The following is a 25,956-nucleotide window of genomic DNA, read 5'->3' as shown; positions in this document are numbered from 1 at the left end:
GGACGAAGGTTGACTGGGCAATAGCGCCGCAATGTCTGCCCTGCCTCTTGCCGCCCTGTTGATGATCGTTTCCGGAAGCCTCCACGCGACCGTCAATGCGTTGATAAAGAGCAGCGGCGATCGGTATCTTCATGCCGCGCTGATGTCTTTCACCAGCGGCCTGATCGCCCTGCCCCTGCTCTTTTTCGTGCCGTTACCGCGCGAAGGCTGGGGCTGGCTGGCGATCGCGACCTGCCTGCATCTGGTTTATTTCGTCCTGCTCGCGCGAACCCTGGACAAGGGCCAATTGTCTGCAGCCTACCCCATCTATAGGGGAAGTGCGCCGTTCCTCACCGCCCTGATCGCGATCGGAATACTCGGAGACCCGACCACGGCTGGCGCGCTTGCCGGGATCGCGCTTATCGGCGGCGGGATATTGCTTATGCTGCAGGGCCGGCATGCCAGCCGCGAGGTTGTGCTGCTTTCCCTCGCGACCGGGGCGCTAACTGCGGCCTATACGATTGTCGGAGCCGAGGGTGTGCGCGCTGTCGCCAATCCGCTGAGCTTTATCCTCTGGCTTTTCCTCTTCATGGGCATCGGCAACATGATGCTGCTTCCGCGCTTCACATCCAACCGGCTGGGCGAAGCCGCCCGCGCCTATGGCCGAAGCGCAGCACTGGCCGGGGTCTTGTCTCTTGGGACATTCGGCCTGGCGCTCTATGCCCTGTCTCTCGGCCCCACCGCAGAGCTTGCGGCGTTGCGCGAAACCGGCATGATCACCGCGACAGTGATCTCCGTCACCCTATTCGGAGAGCGCGCGACTATAAGCCGGATCGTCGCCATGTCGGCGATACTGGCGGGCGCACTACTGATTTTACTTTAAACCGTTCATCGTTCATAAAGAACGCTTCGTCGATAGCCATCCTCGGGTCGTGGAGATGAAGGGGAGCCGAGCCGCTCCGATATCACAGGGAGAATTCGAATGCAGATTCAGTTGTCAAAAATTGCCCTCGCAGCCGCGCTTGCCGCTGCACTCTCGCCAGCCGCCATTGCGCAGACGGCGCTGCCGATGGACGGCGCGGTGCAAGGCGAACTGACCCGCGAAAGCGAACGCGTCACGACCAACGACTATTTTCTCGACAGCTACACGATCACCGGCAATGCCGGAGACCGGGTTGCGATCTCAATGCAGGCCGAATTCGATACACTGCTGGAAGTCGGCCGCACCGTCGGCGGCGAGTTCCAGCAGATGTTCGTGGACGATGATGGCGGCGACGGCCTCAATTCCCGCCTCGTTTTCACCTTCCCGGAAACGGGAACATTCACCGTTCGAGCAAGAACCTTCGGCGCCGACACAGTCGGCGACTACACGATCGAGGTAAGCGAACTCGCCCCGCCACCACCACCGCCACCGCCGATCCGCATTCGTGCCGGTCGAACGGCAGACGGCAGACTGACGATGGACAGCCCGACCTATTCTTCGGACAATTATGGCGGAATGGACCGTCACTATGCGCTCTATGAATTGCGCGGACGGGCCGGCGACACCCGCGTCGTCACCCTCCGGTCGGCCGATTTCGACGCCTTCCTGGAGATTGGCGGCCTGACGCCACTCGGCTTTGCAGTCGTCGAGAGCAACGATGACGGCGCTGCGAATGACGACGAGGAATCGCTGGGGCTTGATTCCCGGCTCACCGTGACCTTCCAGCAATCGGGCATGCTCTTGATCCGGGCGACAACGCTCGGCGGCGGGGCAACGGGCGCTTATTCCCTCAGCGTCGAATAACGCCGCTCCCTTCTCAGAATTTGCCCGGCAGGACTCGCTTCTGCCGGGCTTTTCTTTCTTTACAATCGGTTGGCAGGCAATCGCGGCGGTGCGCCTCTACATCACTACGCCCATTCTTCCCTATACTTCGGAACCATGACACAGGGATTCAGGTCATTTACGCAACAACTCGGGAAAACCTTTCAGAAACCTTGAACTGCGATCAAAAAGCTGACACGAATACAAACAAGAAGACATACAGCTAGGGGGCTTCCACAATGTCAGCCAAATCAAATCATATTCTTTCACTCGCAACTTCTACGGCCTGTGGCGCGTTGGCGCTGGCGCTGGCCGCTCCGGCGCAAGCCATCGTGCCGAATGACAATTTTACGCCTGCGGATATTATCGACGACACCGGCCCAAATGGCGTCGGCATGTTTTTCCGCAATGACGGCTTTGTCTGCACGGGTACGCTGATCAACCCGCGTACGGTTTTATTTGCTGCGCACTGCGTGAACGACCGCCCCGCCACCGACTATGAAACTGGCGGAACCATCTCGTCAGCATTCTCCTTCGACGACAACGCGCTTCCCGGCTTTATTAACTGGATCAACAACGGCTTCAGCAGCAACCCGCAGGCGTTTGTCTACAATATCAGCCAGATCGTATACGATCCGCGCTCGCTTGCCGATCCGAATGCGTTCGGGTTCCTCGAAGCCGATATCGCGATGGCGACCCTCGACACGCCGGTAGCCGACATCCCGACTTGGGCCCTGCTCTTCTCGGCGCTGCCGACCCCCGATGCGATCGACGACACAACCGGTACAGGCTATCATGTCAACGTAACGGGCTATGGCCGTTCCGGCAGCGGAACGACGGGCGCATCGCAGGGCATCGACTGGCGCCGCAGGCTTGCCGAAAACTATATCGGTGCGCTGACCTCTTTCGACGAGCGCAACCAGTTCCTGTTCGGCAATCCTTTCGGTGATCTGCCGCAAAGCCTGTATCGTCTCGATTTTGACGATCCGAACAAGACCAATCCGTTCGACTTTAACCTTTACAAGGACGAGCCGACCACTCGCGAAGCCACGACGGCTGGCGGCGACTCCGGTGGGCCCCTGGTTCTTGACGCGGCGAATAACGATCTGAGCGACGAAGATCTTGTCGTTGGCGTTCTTTCCGGCGGCAGCCGCTTCTTCGGCCCGCAGGTCTTTTCGAGCTATGGTACGGAAAGCTTCTACCAGCCGCTTTATCTCTATTGGGACTATATCGTTGCCAACAGCCCATATCGCTACGTTGGAGCGACCGCTGGCGACGGCAACTGGGAAGATCCCAACCACTGGGTTACCAATCTCGACCCGGCTTTCCGGATTATCGATGCCGACGGTAATGTCGTAAACGGCCTGCCGAGTTCGCCGGGTCTTGGCCCGGAGGGCGGTTCGCCTGATTTCGGCGAAGTATGTTTCGACCCTGAAGGGGCCAATCCGGGCGATGGATGCCAGGATCTCGGAACCGGCGACCCGACGCCGCCGGCACGGGAAATCGGCGATACGCTGGTTTCGGGTATCGGACAGGCTAATATTGACGGCCAGCCGGCCGCAGCCGATGTGGATCAGGCGGCAGACGATTCCGTAGCCGTTGCTCCCAATGCTGTTGCAGCATCGGAGAGTGCACCGGCGGAACAGGTCGCTTCGGCCTCTGCTCCTGGCGCACGCGCTGGCATGATCCTGGGTGCTGAACATCAGGCCCATGGCAATGGCGTGGATTTCGCTATCGAAGCCCCGCACAATGGCGTCGAAATCGCCGATAATCAGGCTCAGGGCGATGGCGCCGAGACGGCGGAAGAACAGCCTCAGGGCATCAGCGGCGGTTCACCGGAATTCGCAGCGGGCCCGAACCCAGCTCCGACGCTGGATAACGGCCTTCCCGGTGCAACCGGTTTCGTCCCCGACAATATCGATCCCGTTGCCGCAGCGGGCACGCCCGGTCGCTATTTCGATGTTTCGCTCACCGCCGATGGCGTAACCACATTGTCGAGCACCGTGACGATTGATCGCCTGACGGTTGGCGGCAATGCGGGTCTCGATGTGGCGGCAGCCGGAGACCTGACTTCGCTGATCGATATCACGCAGGTCGGCGGCGGCATCAATGTCGATGGCAATTTGCGGTCGGTCGGAGACTATCTGCTCATGGGCGGCATCCTGACCGGTACGGGTACAGTACAAACGCCGTTCCTGACCAACATCATGGGCGGCATCGCTCCGGGCGGCGTCGGCACGGTCGGTACGCTGACCGTTGACGGCAGCCTTGTTGCCTCTTCGGGTTCGACCCTGATGTTCGACCTTGGCAATGCGCCGACGTCCGATCTGCTCGCCGTAACCGGCGGCGCAAATCTCGGCGGTACGATCGCCTTTGCCCCGGTAGCCGGCACGACGCCGCTTAACGGCGACGTCTATACGGTCATCACTGCCGCGGGCGGTGTGACGGGCACGTTCGACACCGTCGGTCAGATCAGTGCGATCCTCGGTGCCGATGTGGCTTACAATGCGAACAATGTTCGCATAACTATCGTCGCCGGAAACTATGCCGATGTCGTCGATGGCAGCTCGCAAGTGCAGACATCGTTCGCCAACATCTTCGATGCAAATCGCGGCGGCGCCGGTCTTGGGCCAGTCTATAGCTATCTCGACCTTGCCTCGGCGGCCGAGATTCAACAGGTCTTCGAAAACCTGGCTCCGCTCACGGAATCGACGCGGACCGGCCTGGGCATTGCGGCCTATGAGCAGGCATCGCGCTTCATGCGAGATCGTCTGTCGGCCATTCGCAGCAATGGTTATAATGGCGGTGGCACGATCAGCATGGTGGGTGAACCGGTTCAGGTTGCAGCTCTGGCTTCCAGCGGTGCCGGCAGTGCGCCGTGGCAGAACCAGATTATGTCAGACACTGATGCCGGCGGCAGCTCCATGCATGATCATGGCATTGATGACAGCATGGCGATTTTCCTCGCCGGCGGGTTTATCGATGGCAGCCTCCGCTCTATGCCGGCGGCAATTGCCACTGGCCGTGACCAGTTCGACGGTTATTTCCTGGCTGGCGGCCTCGAACATATGCCGAGCCACAATTCGGTTATCGGTATTTCGGTATCCTACACCGATCTCGATGGTCAGGCATCGGCAGGGCAAACTGCTGAAGGCCAGCTGTTCCAGGGCACGATTTATGGCTCTGTGACGACACCCGGAGGCTTTATCGTCTCGGGTCAGACAAGCCTGGGTTCCTTTGAAAGCAGTGCCCGCCGGACGGTCGCGATTGGACCGAACAACTTCAATCTCGCACTGGAGGATGATGCTCTGACCTTCTCGACCGAGGCAATGGTCGGCAAGGAACTGGGCAGCGGTAACTTCTCGTTGGTGCCGAATGTCGCTCTTCGTTACGGCATGATCGATTTTGACCGGGCCAATGAAACGGGCGGCGCAATTGCGTTGCAGTTCCAGCGTCCGCCGAGCTCGCTGGACAGCTTCCAGGGCCGGTTCGGCTTCGATCTCGGCTTCGGCTCCGCATCGGTGCGTCCGCGCTTCAATGCAACCTATGTCCATGATTTCTCCGACAACCCTGCGATCTTCCAGGCCAATTTCGTCGGCGGTCCGGCAATCGGCAGAGCACCCTTCGCCCTCGGCGTAGGACAGGACAGGGACTGGGTCGAAGTCAGCGGTGGCATTCAGATCACAACCGGCTCGATTGATCTGGACATCGCTGCCGATACGACAGTCTGGCGGAATGATGTGCGTAATCAATCTTATCGCGCCACAGCGACTTTCCGCTTCTAAGCAGAAAGCCTTACAAGAAAGGGCTCCGGCGAATTTCCGCCGGGGCCCTTTTTCTATGGGCCAACCGGGCACGGGAGCAATCAGGCGCCGATGAAGGGCGGCAACCGGTGCAATGCCGTCTTGCCCGGTCCTCGCTGTGCTGCATCACAATAGGCAGGAGCGGGCCACAGTCCTGTCAGGCGAACCTTGCACCGCCATGCAAAAAGGCCCCGGCAATATCCTGCCGAGGCCCCTTGTCTGTTGAAGATCGTTGCTCCGTCCGGCGGAGCGCCAATCGCCGGTGAACTAGTCCTGATTGGGCTCAAGATTCACAGCGGCATGCTTGCCGCGGCGATCGACCTCAAGTTCAAAGTTCAACCGATCGCCCTCATTCAGCGTCGGCATACCCGCCCGTTCGACCGCGCTGATGTGAACGAAAGCATCAGGCTGGCCGTCATCGCGCTGGATGAAACCAAAGCCCTTCATGCTGTTGAAGAATTTAACCGTACCGCTGGCTTTTTCGCCCGTCAGTTCGCGCTGCGGTCCACCGCCACGCCCCTCATTTTCGGGAACCGGCAAAGGGTCGCCATCGATAACGAGATCGCTGGCGGAAACCTTGCCGTTACGATCAACCAGGTTGAAGCTCAAAGGCTGACCTTCGGCCAGGCCGGTCAGGCCGGCCTGCTCGACGGCGCTGATATGAACGAACACATCCTCGCCGCCATCGTCGCGAACGATGAAACCGAAACCCTTCTGGCCGTTGAAAAACTTCACAACGCCCTTGCCTTCGCCGACAATCTGCGCGGGCATCCGGTCGCCGCCACCGCGGAAACCTCCGCCACCGCCGCCGCGGTAACCGCCGCCACCTCCGCCGCGATTGTCGAAGCCGCCCGAATCCTGGCGTCCGCCAAAACCGCTTGGTTCGTTATATCCTTGGTAGTTTTCGTCGCCGAAACTGTCGCGCTTGTCCTTCCGGCGTCCACGCCGGTCTTTGTCGAAACTCATATTTCCTAAAGTCTTCCCGTTCGCCCAAAGCTCTCAATCGAAGACCGTGCGCCGGGCGGGGCGCAACCCCTTCATGGCACGAATCTGCCGTACCGTGATTCGGTATAGCTGAAAAACACCGCTTTCGCGAGCTATTTACACCAACCATGTTCCGGGATTGGGCATCGGCTCACGATTGGACGCGCGGACGAGAGACATGATGGACCGGACGAGCACCCAAATTACCGCCAAAAAGAGCATCGGAATCCCGATCAGCGCCCCGATTATCGTTACGATAAGGATGAAAGAGAGTATCGTGGTTCCCAGCCAGAGCAGGAATGTCAGGATGTGATACTGATAGTGGGACTGCTCCCACTCCTCCCCCGGTTCCGATTTCCAGACCAGCGCCAATATGAACGCGACCAGACCGGTCAGCCCTACCAGAACGCTGGTCAAATAGAGGATGGAAAGGATCATCGGCTTGTTCGTGCCGGTTGCGGCCGCGGCATATCGGCGGGTGCCTGGCTCCGGATTCCCGGCCTGTCCGGAGCGCTGGCCCGGACCGGCTGGCCGGGGGCGCACCGTCTCCCTTTCTTCGGGCGACGGACGCGACATGCTTGGTGGGTCAAATTCCAATTTTCCCCGTCTGCCGCGGCCTTCCCCCATTTTCGTTGCTCCCGTCACCGATAGTGTTGTCATCATGCTTGCACCGCAGCCGCGGTCAAGGCAATGATCGGCACCATGGAAAGCCTGATCGCCGTATTCGCGGATCCCGCCAACATTGCTGCTCTCGTCACCCTGATCGTGCTCGAAGTGGTGCTGGGGATCGACAATCTGATATTCATATCGATCCTCTCGAACAAATTGCCCGAGGGACAGCGCCAGAAAGCGCGGCGTATAGGCATATCGCTTGCCCTGATATTGCGACTTGCCTTGCTGTCGATGATCGCCTGGATCGTGCAGGCCACCCAGACTGTTTTCGATCTTGGCCTGGTTGGCCCGGCGGGAGCATATGGCGAACCGACTTTCGAAACAGCCTTTTCCTGGCGTGATCTTATCCTGATCGCCGGCGGCCTGTTCCTCCTTTGGAAGGCGACAAAGGAAATCCATCACGCGATGGACCCGGAAATTTCCGGCACGATGCTCGACAAAAAGGGCAAGGCGACGATGAGTTTCGCCTCTGTGATCGTGCAGATACTCTTGCTCGACATGGTCTTTTCCGTGGATTCGATCCTCACTGCCGTTGGCATGACCGATCACCTCCCGATCATGGTCGTGGCGGTTGTCGTCGCGATTGTGGTCATGCTGATCGCAGCCGACCCCTTGGCAGAGTTTATCGACCGCAACCCGACCGTGGTGATGCTGGCCCTATCCTTCCTGCTGATGATCGGCTTCGTCCTCATCGCAGACGGGTTCGGTGTGCATATCCCCAAAGGCTATATCTATGCCGCCATGGCGTTTGCGGCCGGGGTGGAGACGCTCAATATTCTGGCTCGCAAGGCACGTCAGAGACGCATCGACGGGGCAAATTCGCAGACGGAGCATAGCGGAAGCCATTGAGCGGCCCGCCCATTGCGCCTATGTGCGCAGGCATGACCGTATATTTCCACGAAGAAGATATTCCCGCAGACGCACTGGGAAGCGGAGCGATCGCCGTCGATACCGAGACGATGGGGCTGCAAACACCCCGCGACAGGCTTTGTGTCGTTCAGCTTTCCGATGGCGGGGACGACGAGCATCTCGTTCGCTTCGCGCCCGACAGCGACTATGCAGCGCCCAATCTGAAAGCCGTGCTGAGCGACCCCGATCGCATCAAACTCTATCATTTCGCGCGCTTCGATCTCGCCGCGATCGAACATTATCTCGGCGTCACCGCGGCGCCCGTTTATTGCACCAAGATCGCTTCACGGCTGGTGCGGACCTATACCGACCGGCACGGCCTGAAGGAGATTTGCCGCGAGCTGCTGGGTGCGGATATATCCAAACAGCAGCAATCATCGGACTGGGGCGCGCCCGAGCTCAGCGATGCACAGAAAGAATATGCCGCGTCCGACGTACGTTTTCTGCACCGGCTGAAAGAGGTGCTCGACACGCGTCTCGAGCGTGAAGGGCGGATGCACCTGGCCCAGGCCTGTTTCGATTTCCTCCCGCACCGTGCGCGCCTAGATCTGGCAGGCTGGCCAGAAATCGACATTTTCGCCCATGTCTGAGGCTGCCCGGGAACGGCTGGGCAAGCGCCAGAGCTGGGCCGCGCCGGGTGGGCGGCATGACCGCCTCGTCAAATATTTGCAGATCATCCTGCCGGTCGCGATCGGCGTACTCGCCGCATTTTTGACCATGGCGCCGCTGCAGAAGAGCAATGAGCTGAGCTTCCTGCTCTCCCGCGACAATGTGGATATCGCACCCGAAAGGCTTCGCGTCGAAGCAGCCCGCTACAGCGGCGCAGACGGAGCGGGCCGTCCATTCGAACTGAACGCGGCATCGGCCCTCCAACGAACCTCGTCGACGCCCATCGTCGAACTTGAGGACCTGTCCGCCCAACTCGAACTGGATGACGGACTCGCCTTCATCGTGGCCAATCGCGGACTTTATGACCTGGAGGAGGAAGTCGTCTCGATCGAAGGCCCCCTCGAATTTCGCGCCGCCGACGGCTACCGGTTGCAGACTAGCAACGTCCTGGTACGGCTGGACCAGCGCGAAATGCGAAGTGCGGGAGAAGTGGACGGCCAGATTCCTCTGGGCGCGTTCAGCGCGGAACGGATGCGAGTCGATATGCCGAGCCGCACAGTTTTCCTGGAAGGGCGCGCGCGCTTGCGCATCGTTCAAGGTCAAGGCAGATAGCAATCATGACCCGATCCTTCCTTTTGCCCGCTGCCGCCGGATTCGCACTGATGATGCTGGCCGCCGTGCCGGCTTCTAGCCAGTCTGCCCTTGGGGGCCTCAACACCAATGCCCCCGTCGATGTGGCGGCCGACCGGATAGAAGTACAGGACAGAGCCGATCGCGCGATATTCTCCGGCAATGTCCAGGTTCGCCAGGGCAATCTCTCGCTTGACGCCGCGCGTATCACGGTCGCCTATTCCGGCAGCGTAACCGGCGGCGTGGAAGTGAGACGGCTCGATGCAAGCGGCGGCGTTTTCGTCCGCAGCCCGAGCGAAACCGCGCGCGGCCAGTTTGGTGTATATGATCTCGATCGGCGACTGATCACGCTGATAGGAGGCGTTGAGCTGAATCAGGGCGGCAACGTCATCCGTGGCGGCCGGCTGGTGATCGATCTCGATACCGGCCGGGCGGTAATCGACGGACGGTCGCAAGGGGGCAACGGTATTGTGACAGAAGGTACGTCGACAGGCCGGGTCACAGGCCGGTTCACGGTACCGCAGCGGAACACCCAACCCGATCAATAGACCGATACAGCCCTGTGGAAACAAGGTCTGCGCTTCCCAACATGCACAGATGATGCCAAAAAGCGATCCGATGAACAAAGCCGAGACAATCGATCCTCCCGAGGCCCATTCCGGCCTCCAAATCGAGACAGAGGGCCTGTCTGTCGTCTCGATTGCAAAATCCTATGACAAAAAGCAGGTTTTGTCGGATGTTTCACTGCATGTGGGGCGCGGCCAGGTCCTCGGGCTGCTGGGCCCGAATGGTGCCGGCAAGACGACATGCTTCTATTCGATTATGGGACTGGTACGGCCGGATTCAGGTCGGATCATGCTTGATGGCGCCGACATTACCGGCCTTCCCATGTATCGCCGGGCGATTCTCGGTCTCGGATATTTGCCGCAGGAAACCTCCATTTTCCGGGGGCTGAGCGTCGAGAAGAATATCGCGGCCGTCCTTGAAATGAGCGAACCCGACAGCGATGCCCGTGCCGAGCGGCTCGAACAATTGCTCGACGAGTTTTCAATCGGTCATTTGCGCGATTCTGCGGCGATGGCCCTGTCAGGCGGCGAAAGGCGGCGCTGCGAGATTGCCCGCGCTCTGGCCGCCAACCCGTCCATCATGCTGCTAGACGAGCCGTTCGCCGGGATTGATCCGATCTCAATCTCCGACATCCGCGATCTCGTTGCCGATCTCAAAAACCGCAATATCGGTGTGCTGATTACCGATCACAATGTCCGCGAGACGCTGGGCATCGTCGATCAGGCCTGCATCATCTATGACGGCAAGGTTCTGTTTTCCGGTTCGCCCGACGATCTGGTCGCCAACGATGAGGTCCGGCGGCTTTACCTCGGCGAAGGGTTCACTCGTTAGGGTGCCGATATGGCACTAGGACCGCGCCTCGACCTCAGGCAGAGCCAGTCTCTGGTAATGACGCCGCAACTGCAGCAGGCAATAAAGCTGCTGGCGCTATCTAATCTCGAAATCGAAGGCTTCATCGCCGAAGAGCTGGAGAAAAACCCACTGCTCGACACAGCTGGCGAAGAGCAGCGCGACGATGGAGCGCCGACCGATAGCGACGGCTCGAACGACTCCCCGGAACCGGCGACCGCAGACAGTCTGCTGCAAAATGGCGGCGCGGAGAATGAAGCCCGGCTCGATATCGAGGACAGTGCCCTTTCCGACGATACCGGATCAGATGCCGGGATGGACGGCGCACTCGGTATGGCGAATATCCAGGGTAGCGGCGGCGAAGCCGGGCCTGAGCTGGATTTGCTCGCCGAGAGCGATATGTCGCTGCACGATCATCTTCTGGCACAGGCAGGCAGCTGCCTTTCCGGACAGGACCTGATGATTGCGGGCCAGTTGATCGAACGGATCGACGAAACCGGCTATTTGCGAGCCGATTTGCTCCGTCTCTCCCGCCAGCTGGGCGTGCCGGTTGCCGCGCTCGAGCAGGGGTTGGAGACCATCCAGAGCTTCGAGCCCACAGGCGTCGGAGCCCGCGACCTTTCGGAGTGCCTTGCGATCCAGGCCCGCGAATCCGACCGCTACGACCCGGCTATGGCGAGGCTGATCGACAATCTGGATCTTCTGGCGCGCGGAGATCTCGGCCGGTTGAAACGAATGTGCCGCGTCGACGATGAAGACATGGCCGATATGATAGCCGAACTGCGTGACTACGACCCGAAGCCCGGCTGCCAATATGGCGGCGATCCGATACAGGCCGTGGTGCCGGATATCTTCGTTGCGCCGGCCAAAAGGGGATGGGCGATCGAGCTCAATAACGCCACACTACCCAAGGTCATTATCAACCGCAGCTATTATCATGAGATGTCCGAGGCGGGGAATGACGCGCAGAGCAAGGCCTGGCTCAACGAATGCATGGCCAACGCCAATTGGCTTACCAAAGCGCTCGACCAGCGCGCGCGGACGATCATCAAGGTTTCGAGCGAAGTCGTGAAGCGCCAGGCGGATTTTTTCCGCAAGGGGGTGACGCATCTCAAGCCCCTCACCCTGCGTGAAATCGCGGACGCAATCGACATGCATGAATCAACGGTGAGCCGGGCGACATCCAACAAATACCTGTCCTGCGACCGCGGGATATTCGAGCTCAAATATTTCTTTACCAGCGGCATCAAATCGGGTGAGGAGGGCGAGGCAGCGTCGTCGGAAGCTGTGAAAAGCCATATCCGAGCCCTTATCGAGGCGGAGGACAAGATTCTCTCCGACGACAAGCTGGTCGCACTGCTGAAAGAGAAGAACTTCGATATCGCGCGGCGCACAGTCGCCAAATATCGCGAAGCGATGGGGATCGGCTCTTCGGTGGAACGGCGGCGCCAGAAGAAACTCGCGAACCGCGCTGCCTAGCGATCTCGCCGAAAGGGCCAACGGGTGCGGGCGTGCAGATAGTAATTGACGATACCCAGGATGAAGGCGCCCACCGACAGGGCGACAAGCAGCATTCCCGATAGCGTATCAATCCGCGGCATGCCGACGGCCGACAAGATACCGGCGGCGGCAAGGCACAGGAACATGCGGATGACGGGCGTCACGATGCCGCTCGGCTATCTTCCGCGTTTTGAACCGCTGAGAAAATACCAGACGACATAGCCGACAAGCAGCAGCGCCAGACCATAGAATACCAGCGATATGATTGACGTGAAAACCTTCACGGCAATGACCAGCAGAACAATCGCGGCGATGACAGACAGGATGATCTTTAACACGAATATTCTCCACTAGGTGTATTACACATATAATACATCAAGCGCGGCTATTCAAGTATCGTCGGAAATGCTGGCCTTGGATCTTTGCGCAAGGAGCTTGTCGATCTTGCGGCCATCCATATCGACAACCTCGAAGTTCCAACCGTCCTTTTCGAACAGTTCGCCGGTTATCGGCAGGCGTTTGAATACGGAAAGCGCAAAACCAGCCACGGTTGCGTAATCGCGGTCGTCCGGCAGGTCGAATCCCAGCTTTTCCGCCATATTGTCTGCCGAGAGCGAACCGGAGAACAGCCAGCTGCCGTCAGCGCGCTCCACAAAGGACGGATCGGTGCCGATTTCCTGATCCGAGACGAATTCACCCGTTATCGCGATCAGCAAGTCGAGAGGGGTCATGATCCCTTCGAAATGCCCATATTCGTCATGGACCAGCGCCATCGGAACATCAGATTCGCGCAGTGCTTCCAGCGCATCCATTGCATCGACCTGGTCGGGCACAATCGGGGCGGCCCGCATAAGTGCCCGCAAATCCAAAGACCGGCCTTCGAATAGTGCCGACACGATATCGCGCGCCTGAACGACACCGATAATCTCGTCGACCGATCCCTCGGCGACGGGCAGCCGGGTATGCGGGGTCGCCAGCAAAGCTTCGCGGATTTCATTGGGGTTCGACGAGGCTTCGATCCAGTCGACTTCGGTGCGCGGGGTCATCACCTCGCGCACGGGGCGATCGGCCAGCCGCACGACGCCGGAGATAATCGCCCGTTCGCTTTCCTCGATCACGCCGGACTTGGTCGCCTCGGCAATAAGCATGTGCAGCTCTTCAGCGGTAACGCGCGATTGCGGATTGCGGCTCAGCCGCATCAGGCGGAATATCAGCGCACTCGTCCGGTCCATCAACCAGACAAGCGGTGCCGTGAACGTCGCGAGCCAGCGCATCGGAAGCGCCACAAACACGGCAACGCGCTCCGGATTGCGCAGCGCCAACTGCTTGGGGACGAGCTCCCCGATGACGAGCGAGGCATAGGTGGTTAGGACAATGACCAGTGCAAAGCCAAGCGTCTGCGCCAGTGCCGGTTCGACACCGACGAACGCGAGACGCTCGCCAACGGGTCCGCCCAGGCTTGCGCCTGAATAGGCGCCGGCAAGAATACCGATCAGGGTGATCCCGATCTGCACCGTCGACAGGAAACGCCCGGGATCGGCTGCCAGATCAAGCGCCGTCTGCGCGCCCGCGCGGCCATCTTTCGCCATTGCCTGCAGCCGCGCCCGACGCGACGATACGATGGCCAGCTCGGACATCGCGAACACACCGTTCAGCAGGACCAATGCAAAAATGATGCAGAGGTCGAACCAGGGAAAGGGGGATAAGTCGGGTGGCATGATCGGGGTTGTTGCCGTCATTTGCCCGCTTTTGATAAGCGGGACAAGCGCATGATCAGCTTCTGTTCACGATAAGTTGGGAACAAGTGGGGTTCGTCAACGGTTAATGGACATATTATTTGTGCGGAGGAAACACGGAATGACAAAACTCAAACAGGTCACAGCCAGGAAGCTTTTGGCGGGATCGGCAATCGTCGGCATGATCGGTGCCACGGCAGCATGCACGACCAATCCGGAAACCGGTAACCAGCGGATATCCCGCGCCGCCATTGGCGGCGTCGCCGGCGCTGTCGGTGGCTATCTGATCGGCGATCTGGTCGGCGGTCGGCGCGACCGTACCGAACGCATCGTGGGCGCAGGGCTTGGCGCTGTCGCGGGGATCGCCATCGGCACCTATATGGACCGACAACAGCGCGAGCTGGAACAGGCAACCGCGGGAACCGACACCAATGTGATTCGCGATGGCGACAATCTCTATCTGCAAATGCCCGGCTCGGTCGCCGAATTCGATGTTGATTCCAGCACCGTGCGCCCGCAGTTTCGCGCTACGCTCGATGAAATCGCGCAAACGCTTAACAGCTATCCGGAAACCTATATCGATATTTACGGTCATACCGATTCGGACGGATCGGACGGTTATAATCTCGACCTGTCAAACCGGCGCGCCCAGTCGGTGGCTGGTTATCTTGCCAGCCGCGGCGTCAACCGGGCCCGGATGGCCACCGAGGGCTTCGGCGAAAGCCAGCCCATTGCAAGCAATGCCACGGCTGCCGGAAAGCAGCAGAATCGCCGTGTCGAAATCCGTATCGTTCCGATTACCCAGCAGGATGTGAACGCCGCGGGCAACTAATCTCCACCGTTGAGGCAGAACGTCATGGGCATGAAAGGGCGTCCGGCGAACACCGGGCGCCCTTTTCAGTCTCGCCGTTCGCGGAAGAAATCCGTCAGCAGCGCCGCAGATCGCTCCTGCCCCATGCCGGAGTAGACATCCGGGCGGTGATGGCAGGTAGGCTGCCCAAAAAATCGCGGACCATGTTCGACAGCACCGCCCTTCGGATCGGGCGCCGCATAATATAGCCGGGCGACCCGGGCATGGGCAATTGCACCGGCACACATGGCGCATGGCTCAAGCGTAACCCAGAGATCGCAGCCGTCGAGCCGACCCGTACCCAGCAAGTCTAGCGCCGCACGAATCGCGCGCATTTCCGCATGATCGGTGGGATCGCCGCTTGCTCGCATCCCGTTGGCAGCCTCGGCTATCTGCCGCTCTCCCTGCATAATGACCGCGCCGACGGGCACTTCGAATGCTTGCGCGGCCTGTTCCGCGAGCGCCAAGGCGCGTTGCATGGGAAGGGGCAGCGGAAAGACCATGGTTCCGCCTAGCCCCTGGCCGACCCTCTAAACAAGATGATTGTAAACTACTGCCGACAGGGTTTCCCGCTAGTTGCGTGCGCCGACCGGCATTGTTCCGGTTGACGAAAGCACATGATCGGGCTATTTGCCCCGCTTTCCGGGCAACCCCGAGATTTCAGGACTAAAGATTATGTCGCGTATTTGCGAGCTGACCGGCAAGGGCCGGATGGTGGGAAACAATGTGTCCCACGCCAATAACAGGACCAAGAAAACATTTCTGCCGAACCTGCAGAATGTGACCCTGATGTCCGAAGCGCTGGAGCGGAGTTTCAAATTCCGGGTCTCGACCACCGGCCTGCGGTCGGTCGAGCATGTCGGCGGACTCGATAACTGGCTTATCAAAACAGCCGACGACAAGCTCAGCGCCAATGCCCGCAAGGTCAAGCGCGAGATCGCCAGCAAACAAGCCGCCGCCTAGTCGTGCGGCTGTCGCTTGCTCTGGCCGCTGCATTATGCATGACGGCCAGTGCAGCGACCGCGCAAACCAGCGCCCGGGACCGGGCGACCGTGCTCATGTCCGAATCGGAGGACATGCGCGCTATCCAGCAGCAGATCGGTTTTAACGACGCCATCGTCACCGATGACGGACATGTCTATTTGTCCGGAATCGTCGTTTCGCTTGCGCCTGGCGACAGCGACATCGAATCGGCCTTTGCCGAGACCTATACCGAAATCGGAACCATCCTCGAACGCGCCGGCGCCGGCTGGGGCGATATTGTGGACATCCTCAGCTTTCACACCGATCTTTCATCCCAGATGGAACCGATGATCGCGGTGCAACAGCGCTATATCGCCGAACCCTTCCCCGCCTGGACGGCGATCCAGATCGAACGACTCATTCCGGATCAGGGTATAACCGAGATCAAGATCGTCGCGCGCATACCGGCGCGCAACTAGCGCCTGGCAACCAGCTCGAACTTGAGCAGCAAGGTCCGCTGGAGCGGATTGAAATTGTCGTCCGACGCCATCCAGACGATCGTGCGGCCATCCTGCTCTTCAACGGCCAGCGCCTCCATATTGTCGATCGTGACTGGCGGATCGAGCCGGGCGACAATTTCGCTCTCCAGAATCGTCCCGGCCACCAATGTGTCCAGCGAGGTGATGGACAGGATTACCGAGACCCCGCCCATGATGCTGAAGTCGCGATTGAGGATCAAAAGCCGCCCGTCCGGCAAAAGCGCGGCGTCGGTAATCCGATGCGCATCCGGCGGACGGTAGCCGAGGCGCAGCGGCGCCAGGCCGCCCTCGACCGGATCGCCGGCGAACAGCAACACTTCGCGCGAATCGCCGGGCCCGTTTCCGGCTTCCGAGAATATGAGGAACCGGCCATCGTCCAGCCTGACCATCGCCTCCGCTCCGCCATTGGAAGGCCAGTCCGCCATCGCTTCCGGTGCAGCGTTGGCCTCGGATCGGTCAAAGGCCCCATCGAACCGCCAGAATCCGTTGGCCCGCTCGAAGGCCACCCAATAACGACCGGTTTCCGGATCTCGCGCCAGCGCCTCGGCATCCCGGTCGCGCTTCCGCACGTCACCGCCATCGTCCGGAATCGGGCCTGCCGGCAGCTCGGCAATATCGGCGCGCATTATCGCGCCAGCATCGTCGAGCGCGAAACGGAACAGTCCGCCAGCATCGCCAATCGCAACAAAACCGTCGCCCTCCAGAACCATGGCGGAGATACCGCCGAAATCGGGATTTTCGCTCGTCAACACCCAGCCGCCGAGATAGTGCAGCCCGCCAATATCGCGGCGGGAGGGATTCCCGCCATCGAGCGCTACCGGTGCGGCATGAATCGCAAATGGCCGATTCGCCGTATCGCCCTGCCCTCCGGAAAGGATCAGGGTCGAACCTGCAATGAGCAGGATCAGCAGCGAGGCAACGATACGGCGGAACATCGCCGCCTTCTATCATTGGCACAACGTTGCGCACAGCCGAAAGACAGCGCAAGCTGAACAACAGACAACAGTATCGTTCAGACGAGGTTCCGCTAACCATCGGCATAAGGGCAATCGGTTGGTGGAAGCCGTTTGGACAGATAGCCCGCCGCACAGGATCTGACACGGGTTTGCAGGCGCTTTGGAGAATTCGAGATGGCATTGAAGAAAATCACATTGGCAGCTCTCGCCGGAGCGATGCTGCTTCCCGCAGCGGCCCATGCTGGGGATCGCTACTATAATGACGGCTATAATGGTGAGCGCTACTACGAAAGCCGGTATGATGATCGCTACGACCGGCGCGAGTATCGGCGCGGCGACTATTATGAAGGTCGCCGTTATCGGCGCGGTGATTATTATGACGGGCGTCGGTACAGCCGCCGGGACCGTCGTCGCGACCGCCGCTATTATCGCGGACGATGCCGGGACAATGGCACGGGCGGAACGATCATCGGCGGCATCGCCGGCGCGCTGCTCGGCAATGAGATCGCCGAGGGGCGCAGAGGCCGGGGCGATGGCACCGCCGGCGCAATCATCGGCGGTGTCGTCGGGGCTCTTGCCGGCCGGGAAATCGACCGCGACTGCTAGAAAGACGCAACACGAATTACATAGTCTAGTCCTCGCGTAGCGTACCGAGGATGAGGGGGTCGGCGCGCGTATCTGCTCCGGCCCCCGAATTTTGTGCCGGCAATTCTATTTTGACGCCTCGTCAAACAGCCCCGCCAACTGCTCGACCATCGTGCCGCCGAGTTGTTCGGCATCCATGATCGTCACGGCGCGCTCATAATAGCGGGTAACGTCATGGCCGATACCGATCGCGCAAAGTTCAACCGGCGAGCGGGTTTCGATCCAGGCGATAACCTGCCGCAAATGCTTTTCGAGATAGCTTCCCGAATTCACCGACAGCGTCGAATCGTCGACCGGTGCGCCATCGGAAATCACCATCAGCACCCGGCGCTCCTCGGACCGGGCCATTAACCGGTTATGCGCCCATAACAGCGCCTCCCCGTCGATATTCTCCTTGAGAAGCCCCTCACGCATCATCAGACCCAGACTCTTGCGCGCGCGGCGCCAGGGCTCATCCGCCTGCTTGTAGACGATGTGGCGCAAATCGTTGAGCCTGCCGGGATGCGCCGGGCGCCCTTCGGCCAGCCACTGCTCGCGGGACTGCCCGCCCTTCCAGGCCCGGGTCGTGAACCCCAATATCTCGGTTTTCACCCCAACCCGCTCGAGCGTTCGCGCCATGATATCGGCGGAGATGGCGGCGATCGAAATCGGCCGCCCACGCATCGAACCGGAATTGTCGATCAGCAGGGTGACGACGGTGTCGCGAAACTCGGTATCGCGTTCGATCTTGTAGGAAAGCGAATGGGCGGGGTTGACGATCACTCGCGAAAGCCGGGCCGCATCCAGCGTGCCCTCTTCCTGGTCGAAATCCCAGGAGCGCAGCTGCTGCGCCATCAGCCGCCGTTGGAGCCGGTTCGCCAGCTTGGTAACCGCGCCCTGCAGATGGACAAGTTGCTGATCCAGATAGGCGCGCAGGCGGGTCAGCTCCTCCTCGTCGCACAATTCAGTGGCGGCGATCTCCTCGTCAAACTGGGTCGTGAACGCGCTATAACTGAACTGCGGCGTCAGATCGCTGAACGGCCGGTTCGGGCGAACGGGGAGCATCCCCTCTTCGCCGTCATCCATTGGATCGCCGTCCATGTCGCCGAATTCGTCGTCCAGCGAATCGCCCTCGCCCTCTTCTCCGGCTTCATCGGACTCTTCGGCGCGCGCATCGACCTGGGACTCGGCGCCGGCGTCGCCTTCTTCCTGATCGTCGGTATCGTCATTCTCGTCGGGGTCTTCCCCCTCATCCTCGTCGCCGCCCTCATCGCCATCGTCTGGCTGAAGATCGCCATCGATCAGCTCGAGATCCTCAAGCAGGCGCGTCGTCAGCTCGGCAAAGCCGCGTTGATCGTCGAGCAGCATCTCAAGCGCATCGAGGTCGGCTCCGCCCTTTTCCTCGATCCAGTCGCGAACAAGATCGAGCCCGGTCTGGGCGCGTTCCGGTGCCACCTCTCCCGTCAGACGCTCGCGCACCATCAGCGCGATGGCCGAAGCCAGGGGGACTTCGTCGCGGTTGCGGGCCTTTGATATCGGATCGGATTTGAGCCGCATATCGAGCGCCTCGGCGAGATTTCCGCGGACTCCAGCATAATACCGCGCGCCCAGAGCCTCGACCCGGGCCTTTTCAACCGCGTCGAAGGCCGAGCGTGCGATCGCGTCCGCCGGCTGGGCAGACGCATGCACGGCATCGTCATGGTGACGCAGCATCAGGGCCGCAGCATCGGCGAAACCCCGCGCCTCGGCCACCTGATCGGGTGGCAGCGCGCGGGACGGCATCGGTACCTTGATATGGCGCCCGTTGGAGATCGGAATATCGGCAGTAAAGGCAAGCTCCACCTCCGGATCCGCCGCCATGGCGCGCGCCGCGCCGGACAGTGCCGCTTTCAGATCGTCGAGAGGATTGGAATCGGCCATCAGTCCGGGTCTATTCAGACGCCCCGACAACGCTCTCCGGCAGGTCCGTACCGAAAACACGCTGATAATATTCGGCAACCAGAGATCGCTCCGCCTCATCGCATTTGTTGAGGAAAGAGAGGCGGAAGGCGAAACCGATATCGCCAAAAATTGTTGTATTCTGGGCCCAGGTAATCACCGTCCGCGGGCTCATGACGGTGGAGATATCGCCGGCCATAAAGCCCTGCCGCGTCAGCTCGGCCACCTTGACCATATCCGCAACCATCTTGTGTCCGGCCTCGGTGTCGAAATCCTCATTCTTGGAGAGGACGATCTTCGCCTCGGTGGCGGCAGGCAGATAGTTGAGTGTGACGACGATATTCCAGCGGTCCATCTGGCCCTGGTTGATCTGCTGCGTGCCATGGTAAAGGCCTGTCGTATCGCCGAGCCCGACCGTATTCGACGTGGCAAACAGGCGAAAATAGGGGTTGGGGCGGATCACTCGATTCTGATCCAGCAGCGTCAACTTGCCATCGGTCTCCAGCACACGCTGAATCACGAACATCACATCGGGACGGCCCGCATCATATTCGTCGAAAACCAGCGCCGTGGGCGTCTGCAACGCCCAGGGAAGCAGGCCCTCGCGAAACTCGGTAACCTGCTGGCCATCGCGCAATACGATGGCGTCGCGGCCGACCAGATCGATCCGGCTGATATGGCTATCGAGGTTGATCCGGATGCACGGCCAGTTGAGGCGCGAGGCGACTTGCTCGATATGCGTCGACTTGCCGGTGCCGTGATAGCCCTGAATCATGACTCGGCGGTTGAAGGCGAAGCCAGCAGCAATGGCAAGCGTCGTATCCGGATCGAAAACATAACTTTCGTCGCGATCGGGAACGCGCTCGTCGGCTTCGCTGAAAGCGGGCACTTCCATATCCGAATCGATACCGAAAAGCTCACGCACTTTCACCATCTTGTCCGGCTCGGCCATGATGGGTTCGGCCCGGCTATCGGGCTGCGTGTTGGCTATGCTGTTCATCGTAATTCCAGTGTCTCGCTTGGGGTTTCTCGATCGTGATGTCCCGACAGCGCTTGCGCCAATCAGGAAAATGCAGGGGTAACCTTGAGTTGCGTATAGGCGTCGATAACACGCTGCAACATCTTCTCATGACTCCGGTCACCGCCATTTTTGTCAGGATGATATTTACGAACCAGCGCGGCATAGCGGCGCCGTAGCGTCTTTCGGTCGGTATTCGCGTTCAGTCCGAGAATCTGCAAATTTTCCCGATCACGGTCGGAAAGCGGTTTGCCATCGTCCCTGGGCGTACGGACGCCGGTTCTGAATCGCGCGCCAATGGCATCCAGCGGGTCGGTAAAATCCGCCCATCGCGGAGTCGGACTGGCACCATTACCGGCAAAAGTACGCGTTTCCCGGTCCCATCCGGACCATGGCCGCTGTTGGCTGTAGATTTCGTCCCGGCTCATGCCATCGAAATAATCATAGCCTGCATTGAAGCGGCGGACATGCTCCAGACACAGCAAGAAATAGTCGCCCGGCCCATCGAAACCGCCGCGGCGATGCCCGGTTTTGGGCGCACGAAACTCTCCCAGTTCGGCGCAGTCGGGATGCTCACACATCCGTTCGCTGTCATCCAGCCGGCCATGAAATTTTTCGTGTCTCGGGTTCGAGGCCAAGGGTGCTCCTTTCGTGCAACATGCCTATATAGGAGCCATGACCCAGGAATCGAAAGGCCCCGTCGCGGCCGAAATTGAAAAGCGACTAACCGAGACCCTCGCCCCCGTGCATTTGCGGGTCATCAACGACAGTGCCCAGCATCGCGGCCATGCTGGGGACGATGGCAGCGGCGAAAGCCATTTCACCGTCGAGATCGTGGCGCGGCAGTTCGAAAATCTGAGCCGGGTCGACCGGCAGCGCGCGGTTAATTCGGCATTGGGCGACATGATGAAAGAGCGCGTCCACGCCATGCAGATTCGGGCGAAGGCTCCAAGCGAGATTGCGAAGTAGCGGAACGCGGCCGCTCCGTTAGAGCAGCCAATCCACCACTGCTCCGTGTGGATGACCGTCGGCAAGATGAAGGTCTTCACCCGATGGCCAGAGCTTCAACCGCAATTCAAACGCCTTCCTCACATCGTCGAATTCGTAGGAAAGCCAGCCAAAAGGCTTATCTTCAGTCGCCCGAGCGGCCGCAGCAGCGATGGCGGCGTGGAATCGGCGTTTTTGATCCTCCGGCAGATATTGAAGAGTGATGGTGTGGAAGATCAGGCGCAACACGCCATCGACCTGCGGTGCAACAAGCTGGTCCTCGACCCAATCACCGGCCTCGCCGGCAACAATCGGCGGCGGGAACGCCCGTGCCAGCGCGATCGCCTCCTCGGCGCGCTCAATGCGATCCGCCTGATCCGGCCAGATATAGGCGATCAACTTCTCGGCGGCTTCCTGCGACCCCAGATAGACCGGGTTGCGGTCCACCCCGCGCTGGGAGATCAAGCTGATCGTGCTGGCCGGCGGCGGCCCACCGATCCAACGCGGGGCAAGCAGAAGGGGCGATGTCGGTTCGCCCGCCTCCACGCCGCCAAGATCGTAGCGATAGCGATTGAGATTCAGGACCAGGCCAGCACTCGACCCGACTTCCAACAAATCGATCGACATGGGATAGCGCGCAGCGGCAACCATCAGCCCGGCCATGACATAGGCCGCCCTTGCTGGCTCATTGGTCTGGGGTGGTGAATCCAGCCAGCCGACCAGCACCTCGTCATAAGCCGCAAGCGATGCGCCCACGGCTTTCGCAAGATCGCCTTCCCCACGATAAGCGGTCGCCAGAACCTCGTCCCGGCCGGATCGGGCCAGCGCATGGAGCCCGCCGGCAAGCCGCAGGGCTACCGCTTCGCCTGCGCCTTCCAGATCGCCCTCCATCGCCATTATCTGCGCGCCCACGCCGCTTTCGGGATCGATGTGTCCGGCAATCGCGTCGAGGATATCTGCTGTAAGCGGCGAGCCATTGTCGCGGCAAAAAATGGCCTGCCGCCCGAAGGCGGTTCGCACACTGGAAAATTTATCGTCCATAGTCCTAGCTTGCCCGCTGCACCGCCCCCAAGTAAAGCGCTCCCGCCATGGCCAAACCGATAATCTTCGCCATCCCCAAGGGACGTATCCTCGATGAAGCGCTACCGCTGCTCGCCGAGGCAGGAATCATACCCGATGCGGATTTCCACAATAAGGACAGCCGCGCGCTGCGCTTCGGCACGAACAACCCGGACATCGACATCATTCGCGTCCGTGCCTTCGATGTCGCAACCTTCGTCGCGCACGGCGCTGCTCAGCTTGGCATAGTCGGCTCCGACGTGTTGGAAGAATATAGCTATTCGGAGATCTACGCGCCGGTCGATCTGGATATCGGCCATTGCCGGCTGTCGGTGGCCGAGCCCGCGGATCTCGCGGCCAGCGACGATATCAGCGAATGGAGCCATGTCCGGATCGCAACCAAATATCCCAATTTCACCCGCCGCCATTTCGAGGCCAAGGGCGTGCAGGCCGAGTGCGTCAAATTGAATGGCGCGATGGAGATCGCCCCCGCGCTGGGCCTTACCCGGCGAATTGTCGACCTTGTGTCGAGCGGCGGAACGCTGAAAGCCAATAATCTAGTCGAAGTCGATATTCTCTGCGAGATCACATCCCGCCTCATCGTCAACCGTGTGGCATTCAAGACACAGCCCGAAATTCGGCCTCTGGTGGAGCGGTTCCGCGAGATTGTAGGCGGCAGCGATGCCGCTTAGGCTGGCCGCTTCCGACAGCGATTTCGAGACCCGCTTTACCGCGCTGGTAGAAGCCCGGAGGGAAACCGATACCGACATAGCGCGCGACGTTGCTGCGATCATCGCCGATGTCCGAGCGCGCGGTGACGACGCGGTCGCGGAATACACAGAGAAATTCGACGGGTTCAGCCTGAACGAGACGACATGGTCCGTCGACCGGGAAGAACGGACCTCCGCTCTTGACCGGCTGGACAAAGATCTTCGCGATGCCCTCGAGCTGGCCGCGGGCCGTATCCGGACGTTCCACGAAAAGCAGCGGCCACAGGACAGCCAGACAATTGATGCGGCAGGCGTGCGCATGGGATCGCGCTGGTCAGCCGTCGAAACGGCCGGACTCTATGTCCCCGGCGGCCGCGCCGCCTATCCGTCATCGCTGCTGATGAACGCGATTCCGGCGCTCGTCGCCGGTGTTGAGCATATTGTAATGGTCACGCCGACTCCAGGAGGCGAGATCAATCCGTTGATCCTGGCCGCCGCCGAGATTGCCGGTGTCGGCGAGATATACCGGATCGGCGGGGCACAGGCTGTCGCCGCACTGGCCTTTGGCACCGACACAGTTCCGAGCGCGGACGTGATTGTCGGCCCGGGTAATGCCTGGGTCGCTGAAGCCAAACGCCAGCTATACGGAACAGTGGGCATCGACATGGTTGCCGGACCTTCCGAGATCGTCGTGATCGCAGACAGGGACAACGACCCGGACTGGATCGCCGCGGACCTGCTGTCGCAGGCCGAGCATGACCCGACGAGCCAATCCATCCTGTTTACCGACTGCGTGGAATTCGCCGATGCGGTCGACAGGGCCGTGGAAACGCAACTTGCCATGCTGACGACGGAGGAAACCGCCCAAACAAGCTGGGCAAACAATGGCGCGATCATCTGCGTCGACACGCTTGACGATGCCCTGCCGCTTTCGGACCGACTTGCGCCGGAGCATCTCGAACTGGCGGTGGCCGATCCCGACGCCCTTTTTTTGCGCGTCCGTCATGCCGGATCGGTCTTTCTCGGCCGCCTGACCCCCGAAGCCATTGGCGATTATGTGGGCGGCCCCAACCATGTATTGCCCACCGGGCGCCGAGCTCGCTTTTCGTCCGGGCTTTCGGTACTCGATTTTATGAAGCGTACGAGTTTTCTTCGCTGCGACGAACAGTCTCTTGAAGCAATCGGCCCGGCTGCCGTGCGACTGGCCGAGGCGGAAGGCCTGCCTGCCCATGCCCGTTCGGTCGCGATGCGGCTACCACGACGAGAACCCGAAAACAGGAGCGACTGATGAGCATTTCGCTGTACGACGCCGTCATCCCGGCCAATCTTCAAATCATCGGCTCTGTATCGGGCCTTCTCGACAAGGCGAAGGCGTTCTGCGCTGCCGAGAGCCGTTCGGAAGAGGATATGCTGCAGGCCAAACTGATCGAAGACATGCTGCCCTTTGCCTATCAGGTGAAAGCGGTCGCCGAACATTCGCTCGGCGCGATCGAGGGCGTGCGAGCGGGTAACTATTCACCCGATCTCAGCGCGCCGCCGGCAAATTTTGCCGGTCTGAAAGCCAAGCTCGCCGCTGCGGCTTCAGCGCTCGAGGCCCTCGACCGGGCTGAAGTCGATGCTTTTGCCGGAAATGATATGCAATTCTCCTTCGGCGAGATGGTTATCCCTTTCCTGGCCGAGAATTTCCTGCTCTCCTTCGCCCAGCCCAATTTCTATTTCCACGCGACCACGGCCTATGACATTTTACGGGCCGAGGGAGTTTCCATTGGTAAGCGCGATTTTCTTGGCCAGCTACGGATGAAAACCGCCTCATGACCCAACGTTCAAAATCCCGTTCCGCCGCCCGACTGGCCGCCGTTCAGGCACTCTATCAACAGGAAATGGAGGGCACACCGCTTGCCCGGCTGCTAAAGGAATTTCACGATTACCGGCTCGGTGCGACGGTCGAGGATGTCGAATTTGCCGAAGCCGAAGTCGATTTTTTCGACGATGTAGTTTCGGGTATCAACAAAAGGCGCGCCGAAATCGATGCCCTGATCGAAGGAAAGCTTGCCAAGGGCTGGTCTCTCGACCGGCTGGATCGCCCCCAGAAACAGATTTTGCGCGCCGGTACCTATGAATTGCTGGCACGGGCCGATGTACCGGTTGCCGCGATCATCGGCGAGTATATCGATGTCGCCGATGCCTTTTACGACAAGCGCGAAAAGGGTTTCGTCAACGGCATGCTCGATGCCATCGCCAAGGATGTTCGCGGCTGACCCGTCTCAACC

General features: G+C 60.3%; 29 protein-coding genes. 18 read left to right on the top strand and 11 right to left on the bottom strand.

The window, feature by feature from the left end; genetic code table 11:
- Positions 1-31 precede the first annotated feature (31 nt).
- The 3 genes from DFR46_RS12180 (at position 32) to DFR46_RS12170 (ending at position 5,568) form a co-directional block, all read left to right on the top strand.
- Positions 32-862: a DMT family transporter gene (locus DFR46_RS12180; protein WP_116236683.1), complete on the top strand. Its 831-nt coding sequence runs from the start codon at positions 32-34 to the stop codon at positions 860-862.
- Positions 863-961: 99 nt separating this feature from the next.
- Positions 962-1,765, top strand: coding sequence for a hypothetical protein (locus tag DFR46_RS12175; protein WP_116236682.1), 804 nt, complete (start codon positions 962-964; stop codon positions 1,763-1,765).
- Between the two features lie 257 nt (positions 1,766-2,022).
- Positions 2,023-5,568, top strand: coding sequence for an autotransporter domain-containing protein (locus DFR46_RS12170; protein ID WP_116236681.1), 3,546 nt, complete (start codon positions 2,023-2,025; stop codon positions 5,566-5,568).
- 285 nt (positions 5,569-5,853) lie between these two features.
- On the opposite strand, the gene DFR46_RS15010 is transcribed toward DFR46_RS12170, so the two are convergent.
- Positions 5,854-6,552 (bottom strand): cold-shock protein, encoded by a 699-nt coding sequence (locus tag DFR46_RS15010; protein ID WP_116236680.1) that lies wholly within the window; start codon positions 6,550-6,552, stop codon positions 5,854-5,856.
- Between the two features lie 135 nt (positions 6,553-6,687).
- A complete protein-coding gene (locus DFR46_RS12160; protein WP_147297682.1) occupies positions 6,688-7,113 on the bottom strand; it encodes a DUF4870 family protein in 426 nt (141 codons plus the stop codon).
- A gap of 147 nt (positions 7,114-7,260) precedes the next feature.
- On the opposite strand from DFR46_RS12160, the gene DFR46_RS12155 reads away from it, so the two are divergent.
- The 6 genes from DFR46_RS12155 (at position 7,261) to rpoN (ending at position 12,285) form a co-directional block, all read left to right on the top strand.
- On the top strand, positions 7,261-8,091 hold the full coding sequence (locus DFR46_RS12155; RefSeq protein WP_425453138.1) for a TerC family protein: 831 nt from the start codon (positions 7,261-7,263) through the stop codon (positions 8,089-8,091).
- A gap of 32 nt (positions 8,092-8,123) precedes the next feature.
- Positions 8,124-8,741 carry a ribonuclease D gene (locus DFR46_RS12150; RefSeq protein ID WP_116237329.1) on the top strand — a complete coding sequence of 206 codons (618 nt, stop codon included), beginning with the start codon at positions 8,124-8,126 and terminating at the stop codon, positions 8,739-8,741.
- Positions 8,734-9,372 (top strand): LPS export ABC transporter periplasmic protein LptC, encoded by a 639-nt coding sequence (locus tag DFR46_RS12145; protein ID WP_116236677.1) that lies wholly within the window; start codon positions 8,734-8,736, stop codon positions 9,370-9,372. Before DFR46_RS12150 ends, DFR46_RS12145 begins: the two co-directional genes overlap by 8 nt.
- A gap of 5 nt (positions 9,373-9,377) precedes the next feature.
- Positions 9,378-9,938: an LptA/OstA family protein gene (locus DFR46_RS12140; RefSeq protein WP_116236676.1), complete on the top strand. Its 561-nt coding sequence runs from the start codon at positions 9,378-9,380 to the stop codon at positions 9,936-9,938.
- 70 nt (positions 9,939-10,008) lie between these two features.
- The gene (gene lptB / locus DFR46_RS12135; protein ID WP_211306426.1) at positions 10,009-10,788 is read left to right on the top strand and encodes an LPS export ABC transporter ATP-binding protein; all 780 of its coding nucleotides are present in this window, start codon (positions 10,009-10,011) and stop codon (positions 10,786-10,788) included.
- A gap of 9 nt (positions 10,789-10,797) precedes the next feature.
- A complete protein-coding gene (gene rpoN, locus DFR46_RS12130; RefSeq protein ID WP_116236675.1) occupies positions 10,798-12,285 on the top strand; it encodes an RNA polymerase factor sigma-54 in 1,488 nt (495 codons plus the stop codon).
- Here the strand turns inward: rpoN and DFR46_RS14705 are convergent.
- Genes DFR46_RS14705 through DFR46_RS12125 form a run of 3 tightly spaced genes read right to left on the bottom strand, consistent with a single transcriptional unit; the run spans position 12,282 to position 14,045 of the window.
- The gene (locus tag DFR46_RS14705) at positions 12,282-12,470 is read right to left on the bottom strand and encodes a hypothetical protein (RefSeq protein WP_147297681.1); all 189 of its coding nucleotides are present in this window, start codon (positions 12,468-12,470) and stop codon (positions 12,282-12,284) included. The two genes, rpoN and DFR46_RS14705, sit on opposite strands and share 4 nt — an antisense overlap.
- Before the next feature lie 12 nt (positions 12,471-12,482).
- Positions 12,483-12,644, bottom strand: a complete 162-nt coding sequence (locus DFR46_RS14855; RefSeq protein WP_162843472.1) for a hypothetical protein — start codon at positions 12,642-12,644, stop codon at positions 12,483-12,485.
- Between the two features lie 51 nt (positions 12,645-12,695).
- On the bottom strand, positions 12,696-14,045 hold the full coding sequence (locus DFR46_RS12125; protein WP_425453137.1) for a hemolysin family protein: 1,350 nt from the start codon (positions 14,043-14,045) through the stop codon (positions 12,696-12,698).
- 178 nt (positions 14,046-14,223) lie between these two features.
- Between DFR46_RS12125 and DFR46_RS12120 the strand changes: the two genes are divergently transcribed.
- Positions 14,224-14,874, top strand: a complete 651-nt coding sequence (locus DFR46_RS12120; RefSeq protein WP_484237543.1) for a YiaD family glycine zipper/OmpA-like lipoprotein — start codon at positions 14,224-14,226, stop codon at positions 14,872-14,874.
- A 65-nt stretch (positions 14,875-14,939) separates the two neighbouring features.
- Here the strand turns inward: DFR46_RS12120 and DFR46_RS12115 are convergent, their stop codons facing one another.
- A complete protein-coding gene (locus DFR46_RS12115) occupies positions 14,940-15,395 on the bottom strand; it encodes a nucleoside deaminase (protein ID WP_116236672.1) in 456 nt (151 codons plus the stop codon).
- Between the two features lie 172 nt (positions 15,396-15,567).
- On the opposite strand from DFR46_RS12115, the gene rpmB reads away from it, so the two are divergent.
- Complete coding sequence (gene rpmB, locus DFR46_RS12110) at positions 15,568-15,855, top strand: 50S ribosomal protein L28 (protein WP_116236671.1); 288 nt, start codon at positions 15,568-15,570, stop codon at positions 15,853-15,855.
- 38 nt (positions 15,856-15,893) lie between these two features.
- The gene (locus DFR46_RS12105) at positions 15,894-16,334 is read left to right on the top strand and encodes a Rid family hydrolase (protein ID WP_147297680.1); all 441 of its coding nucleotides are present in this window, start codon (positions 15,894-15,896) and stop codon (positions 16,332-16,334) included.
- On the opposite strand, the gene DFR46_RS12100 is transcribed toward DFR46_RS12105, so the two are convergent.
- On the bottom strand, positions 16,331-17,329 hold the full coding sequence (locus tag DFR46_RS12100) for an esterase-like activity of phytase family protein (protein WP_245953843.1): 999 nt from the start codon (positions 17,327-17,329) through the stop codon (positions 16,331-16,333). The genes DFR46_RS12105 and DFR46_RS12100 overlap by 4 nt on opposite strands.
- Before the next feature lie 195 nt (positions 17,330-17,524).
- On the opposite strand from DFR46_RS12100, the gene DFR46_RS12095 reads away from it, so the two are divergent.
- Complete coding sequence (locus DFR46_RS12095; RefSeq protein WP_425453136.1) at positions 17,525-17,956, top strand: glycine zipper 2TM domain-containing protein; 432 nt, start codon at positions 17,525-17,527, stop codon at positions 17,954-17,956.
- 105 nt (positions 17,957-18,061) lie between these two features.
- Here DFR46_RS12095 and cobT read toward each other — a convergent pair whose 3' ends face one another.
- From cobT to DFR46_RS12080, 3 genes are all read right to left on the bottom strand, one after another.
- A complete protein-coding gene (gene cobT / locus DFR46_RS12090; protein WP_116236669.1) occupies positions 18,062-19,894 on the bottom strand; it encodes a cobaltochelatase subunit CobT in 1,833 nt (610 codons plus the stop codon).
- 10 nt (positions 19,895-19,904) lie between these two features.
- Positions 19,905-20,912 (bottom strand): cobaltochelatase subunit CobS, encoded by a 1,008-nt coding sequence (cobS, locus tag DFR46_RS12085; RefSeq protein ID WP_116236668.1) that lies wholly within the window; start codon positions 20,910-20,912, stop codon positions 19,905-19,907.
- A 62-nt stretch (positions 20,913-20,974) separates the two neighbouring features.
- On the bottom strand, positions 20,975-21,511 hold the full coding sequence (locus DFR46_RS12080) for a J domain-containing protein (RefSeq protein WP_116236667.1): 537 nt from the start codon (positions 21,509-21,511) through the stop codon (positions 20,975-20,977).
- A gap of 94 nt (positions 21,512-21,605) precedes the next feature.
- Between DFR46_RS12080 and DFR46_RS12075 the strand changes: the two genes are divergently transcribed.
- Entirely contained in the window at positions 21,606-21,899 is a 294-nt protein-coding gene (locus DFR46_RS12075; RefSeq protein WP_116236666.1) for a BolA family protein, read from the top strand.
- Positions 21,900-21,917: 18 nt separating this feature from the next.
- Here the strand turns inward: DFR46_RS12075 and DFR46_RS12070 are convergent, their stop codons facing one another.
- Entirely contained in the window at positions 21,918-22,958 is a 1,041-nt protein-coding gene (locus tag DFR46_RS12070; protein WP_116236665.1) for a DUF2332 domain-containing protein, read from the bottom strand.
- 47 nt (positions 22,959-23,005) lie between these two features.
- Between DFR46_RS12070 and hisG the strand changes: the two genes are divergently transcribed.
- From hisG to nusB, 4 genes are read left to right on the top strand one after another with little or no spacing between them, the layout of a single operon-like run.
- The gene (gene hisG / locus DFR46_RS12065) at positions 23,006-23,668 is read left to right on the top strand and encodes an ATP phosphoribosyltransferase (RefSeq protein WP_116236664.1); all 663 of its coding nucleotides are present in this window, start codon (positions 23,006-23,008) and stop codon (positions 23,666-23,668) included.
- Positions 23,658-24,974, top strand: a complete 1,317-nt coding sequence (gene hisD, locus DFR46_RS12060) for a histidinol dehydrogenase (protein ID WP_116236663.1) — start codon at positions 23,658-23,660, stop codon at positions 24,972-24,974. The genes hisG and hisD overlap by 11 nt, the downstream gene beginning before the upstream one ends.
- Positions 24,974-25,501 (top strand): DUF1993 domain-containing protein, encoded by a 528-nt coding sequence (locus DFR46_RS12055; protein WP_116236662.1) that lies wholly within the window; start codon positions 24,974-24,976, stop codon positions 25,499-25,501. Before hisD ends, DFR46_RS12055 begins: the two co-directional genes overlap by 1 nt.
- Complete coding sequence (gene nusB / locus DFR46_RS12050) at positions 25,498-25,944, top strand: transcription antitermination factor NusB (RefSeq protein ID WP_116236661.1); 447 nt, start codon at positions 25,498-25,500, stop codon at positions 25,942-25,944. Before DFR46_RS12055 ends, nusB begins: the two co-directional genes overlap by 4 nt.
- Positions 25,945-25,956 lie beyond the last annotated feature (12 nt).

Source organism: Parasphingopyxis lamellibrachiae, from assembly GCF_003385775.1.
Taxonomy (GTDB): domain Bacteria; phylum Pseudomonadota; class Alphaproteobacteria; order Sphingomonadales; family Sphingomonadaceae; genus Parasphingopyxis; species Parasphingopyxis lamellibrachiae.
This window is presented reverse-complemented; position numbering and strand designations above follow the sequence as displayed.

What these genes read in the sequence shown, in the direction of transcription:
- DFR46_RS12140 (WP_116236676.1), top strand. Translation starts at nt 9,378, where the DNA reads ATGACCCGATCCTTCCTTTTGCCCGCTGCCGCCGGATTCGCACTGATG.
- lptB (WP_211306426.1), top strand. Translation starts at nt 10,009, where the DNA reads ATGAACAAAGCCGAGACAATCGATCCTCCCGAGGCCCATTCCGGCCTC.
- DFR46_RS12095 (WP_425453136.1), top strand. Translation starts at nt 17,525, where the DNA reads ATGGCATTGAAGAAAATCACATTGGCAGCTCTCGCCGGAGCGATGCTG.
- rpoN (WP_116236675.1), top strand. Translation starts at nt 10,798, where the DNA reads ATGGCACTAGGACCGCGCCTCGACCTCAGGCAGAGCCAGTCTCTGGTA.
- DFR46_RS12055 (WP_116236662.1), top strand. Translation starts at nt 24,974, where the DNA reads ATGAGCATTTCGCTGTACGACGCCGTCATCCCGGCCAATCTTCAAATC.
- DFR46_RS12070 (WP_116236665.1), bottom strand. Translation starts at nt 22,958, where the DNA reads ATGGACGATAAATTTTCCAGTGTGCGAACCGCCTTCGGGCGGCAGGCC.
- rpmB (WP_116236671.1), top strand. Translation starts at nt 15,568, where the DNA reads ATGTCGCGTATTTGCGAGCTGACCGGCAAGGGCCGGATGGTGGGAAAC.
- DFR46_RS12155 (WP_425453138.1), top strand. Translation starts at nt 7,261, where the DNA reads ATGATCGGCACCATGGAAAGCCTGATCGCCGTATTCGCGGATCCCGCC.
- DFR46_RS12105 (WP_147297680.1), top strand. Translation starts at nt 15,894, where the DNA reads ATGACGGCCAGTGCAGCGACCGCGCAAACCAGCGCCCGGGACCGGGCG.
- DFR46_RS12180 (WP_116236683.1), top strand. Translation starts at nt 32, where the DNA reads ATGTCTGCCCTGCCTCTTGCCGCCCTGTTGATGATCGTTTCCGGAAGC.
- DFR46_RS12170 (WP_116236681.1), top strand. Translation starts at nt 2,023, where the DNA reads ATGTCAGCCAAATCAAATCATATTCTTTCACTCGCAACTTCTACGGCC.
- nusB (WP_116236661.1), top strand. Translation starts at nt 25,498, where the DNA reads ATGACCCAACGTTCAAAATCCCGTTCCGCCGCCCGACTGGCCGCCGTT.
- cobT (WP_116236669.1), bottom strand. Translation starts at nt 19,894, where the DNA reads ATGGCCGATTCCAATCCTCTCGACGATCTGAAAGCGGCACTGTCCGGC.
- DFR46_RS12100 (WP_245953843.1), bottom strand. Translation starts at nt 17,329, where the DNA reads ATGTTCCGCCGTATCGTTGCCTCGCTGCTGATCCTGCTCATTGCAGGT.
- DFR46_RS12080 (WP_116236667.1), bottom strand. Translation starts at nt 21,511, where the DNA reads ATGTGTGAGCATCCCGACTGCGCCGAACTGGGAGAGTTTCGTGCGCCC.
- DFR46_RS12125 (WP_425453137.1), bottom strand. Translation starts at nt 14,045, where the DNA reads ATGACGGCAACAACCCCGATCATGCCACCCGACTTATCCCCCTTTCCC.
- hisD (WP_116236663.1), top strand. Translation starts at nt 23,658, where the DNA reads ATGCCGCTTAGGCTGGCCGCTTCCGACAGCGATTTCGAGACCCGCTTT.
- DFR46_RS12115 (WP_116236672.1), bottom strand. Translation starts at nt 15,395, where the DNA reads ATGGTCTTTCCGCTGCCCCTTCCCATGCAACGCGCCTTGGCGCTCGCG.
- DFR46_RS12120 (WP_484237543.1), top strand. Translation starts at nt 14,224, where the DNA reads ATGATCGGTGCCACGGCAGCATGCACGACCAATCCGGAAACCGGTAAC.
- hisG (WP_116236664.1), top strand. Translation starts at nt 23,006, where the DNA reads ATGGCCAAACCGATAATCTTCGCCATCCCCAAGGGACGTATCCTCGAT.
- DFR46_RS12175 (WP_116236682.1), top strand. Translation starts at nt 962, where the DNA reads ATGCAGATTCAGTTGTCAAAAATTGCCCTCGCAGCCGCGCTTGCCGCT.
- DFR46_RS12150 (WP_116237329.1), top strand. Translation starts at nt 8,124, where the DNA reads ATGACCGTATATTTCCACGAAGAAGATATTCCCGCAGACGCACTGGGA.
- DFR46_RS12075 (WP_116236666.1), top strand. Translation starts at nt 21,606, where the DNA reads ATGACCCAGGAATCGAAAGGCCCCGTCGCGGCCGAAATTGAAAAGCGA.
- cobS (WP_116236668.1), bottom strand. Translation starts at nt 20,912, where the DNA reads ATGAACAGCATAGCCAACACGCAGCCCGATAGCCGGGCCGAACCCATC.
- DFR46_RS15010 (WP_116236680.1), bottom strand. Translation starts at nt 6,552, where the DNA reads ATGAGTTTCGACAAAGACCGGCGTGGACGCCGGAAGGACAAGCGCGAC.
- DFR46_RS12145 (WP_116236677.1), top strand. Translation starts at nt 8,734, where the DNA reads ATGTCTGAGGCTGCCCGGGAACGGCTGGGCAAGCGCCAGAGCTGGGCC.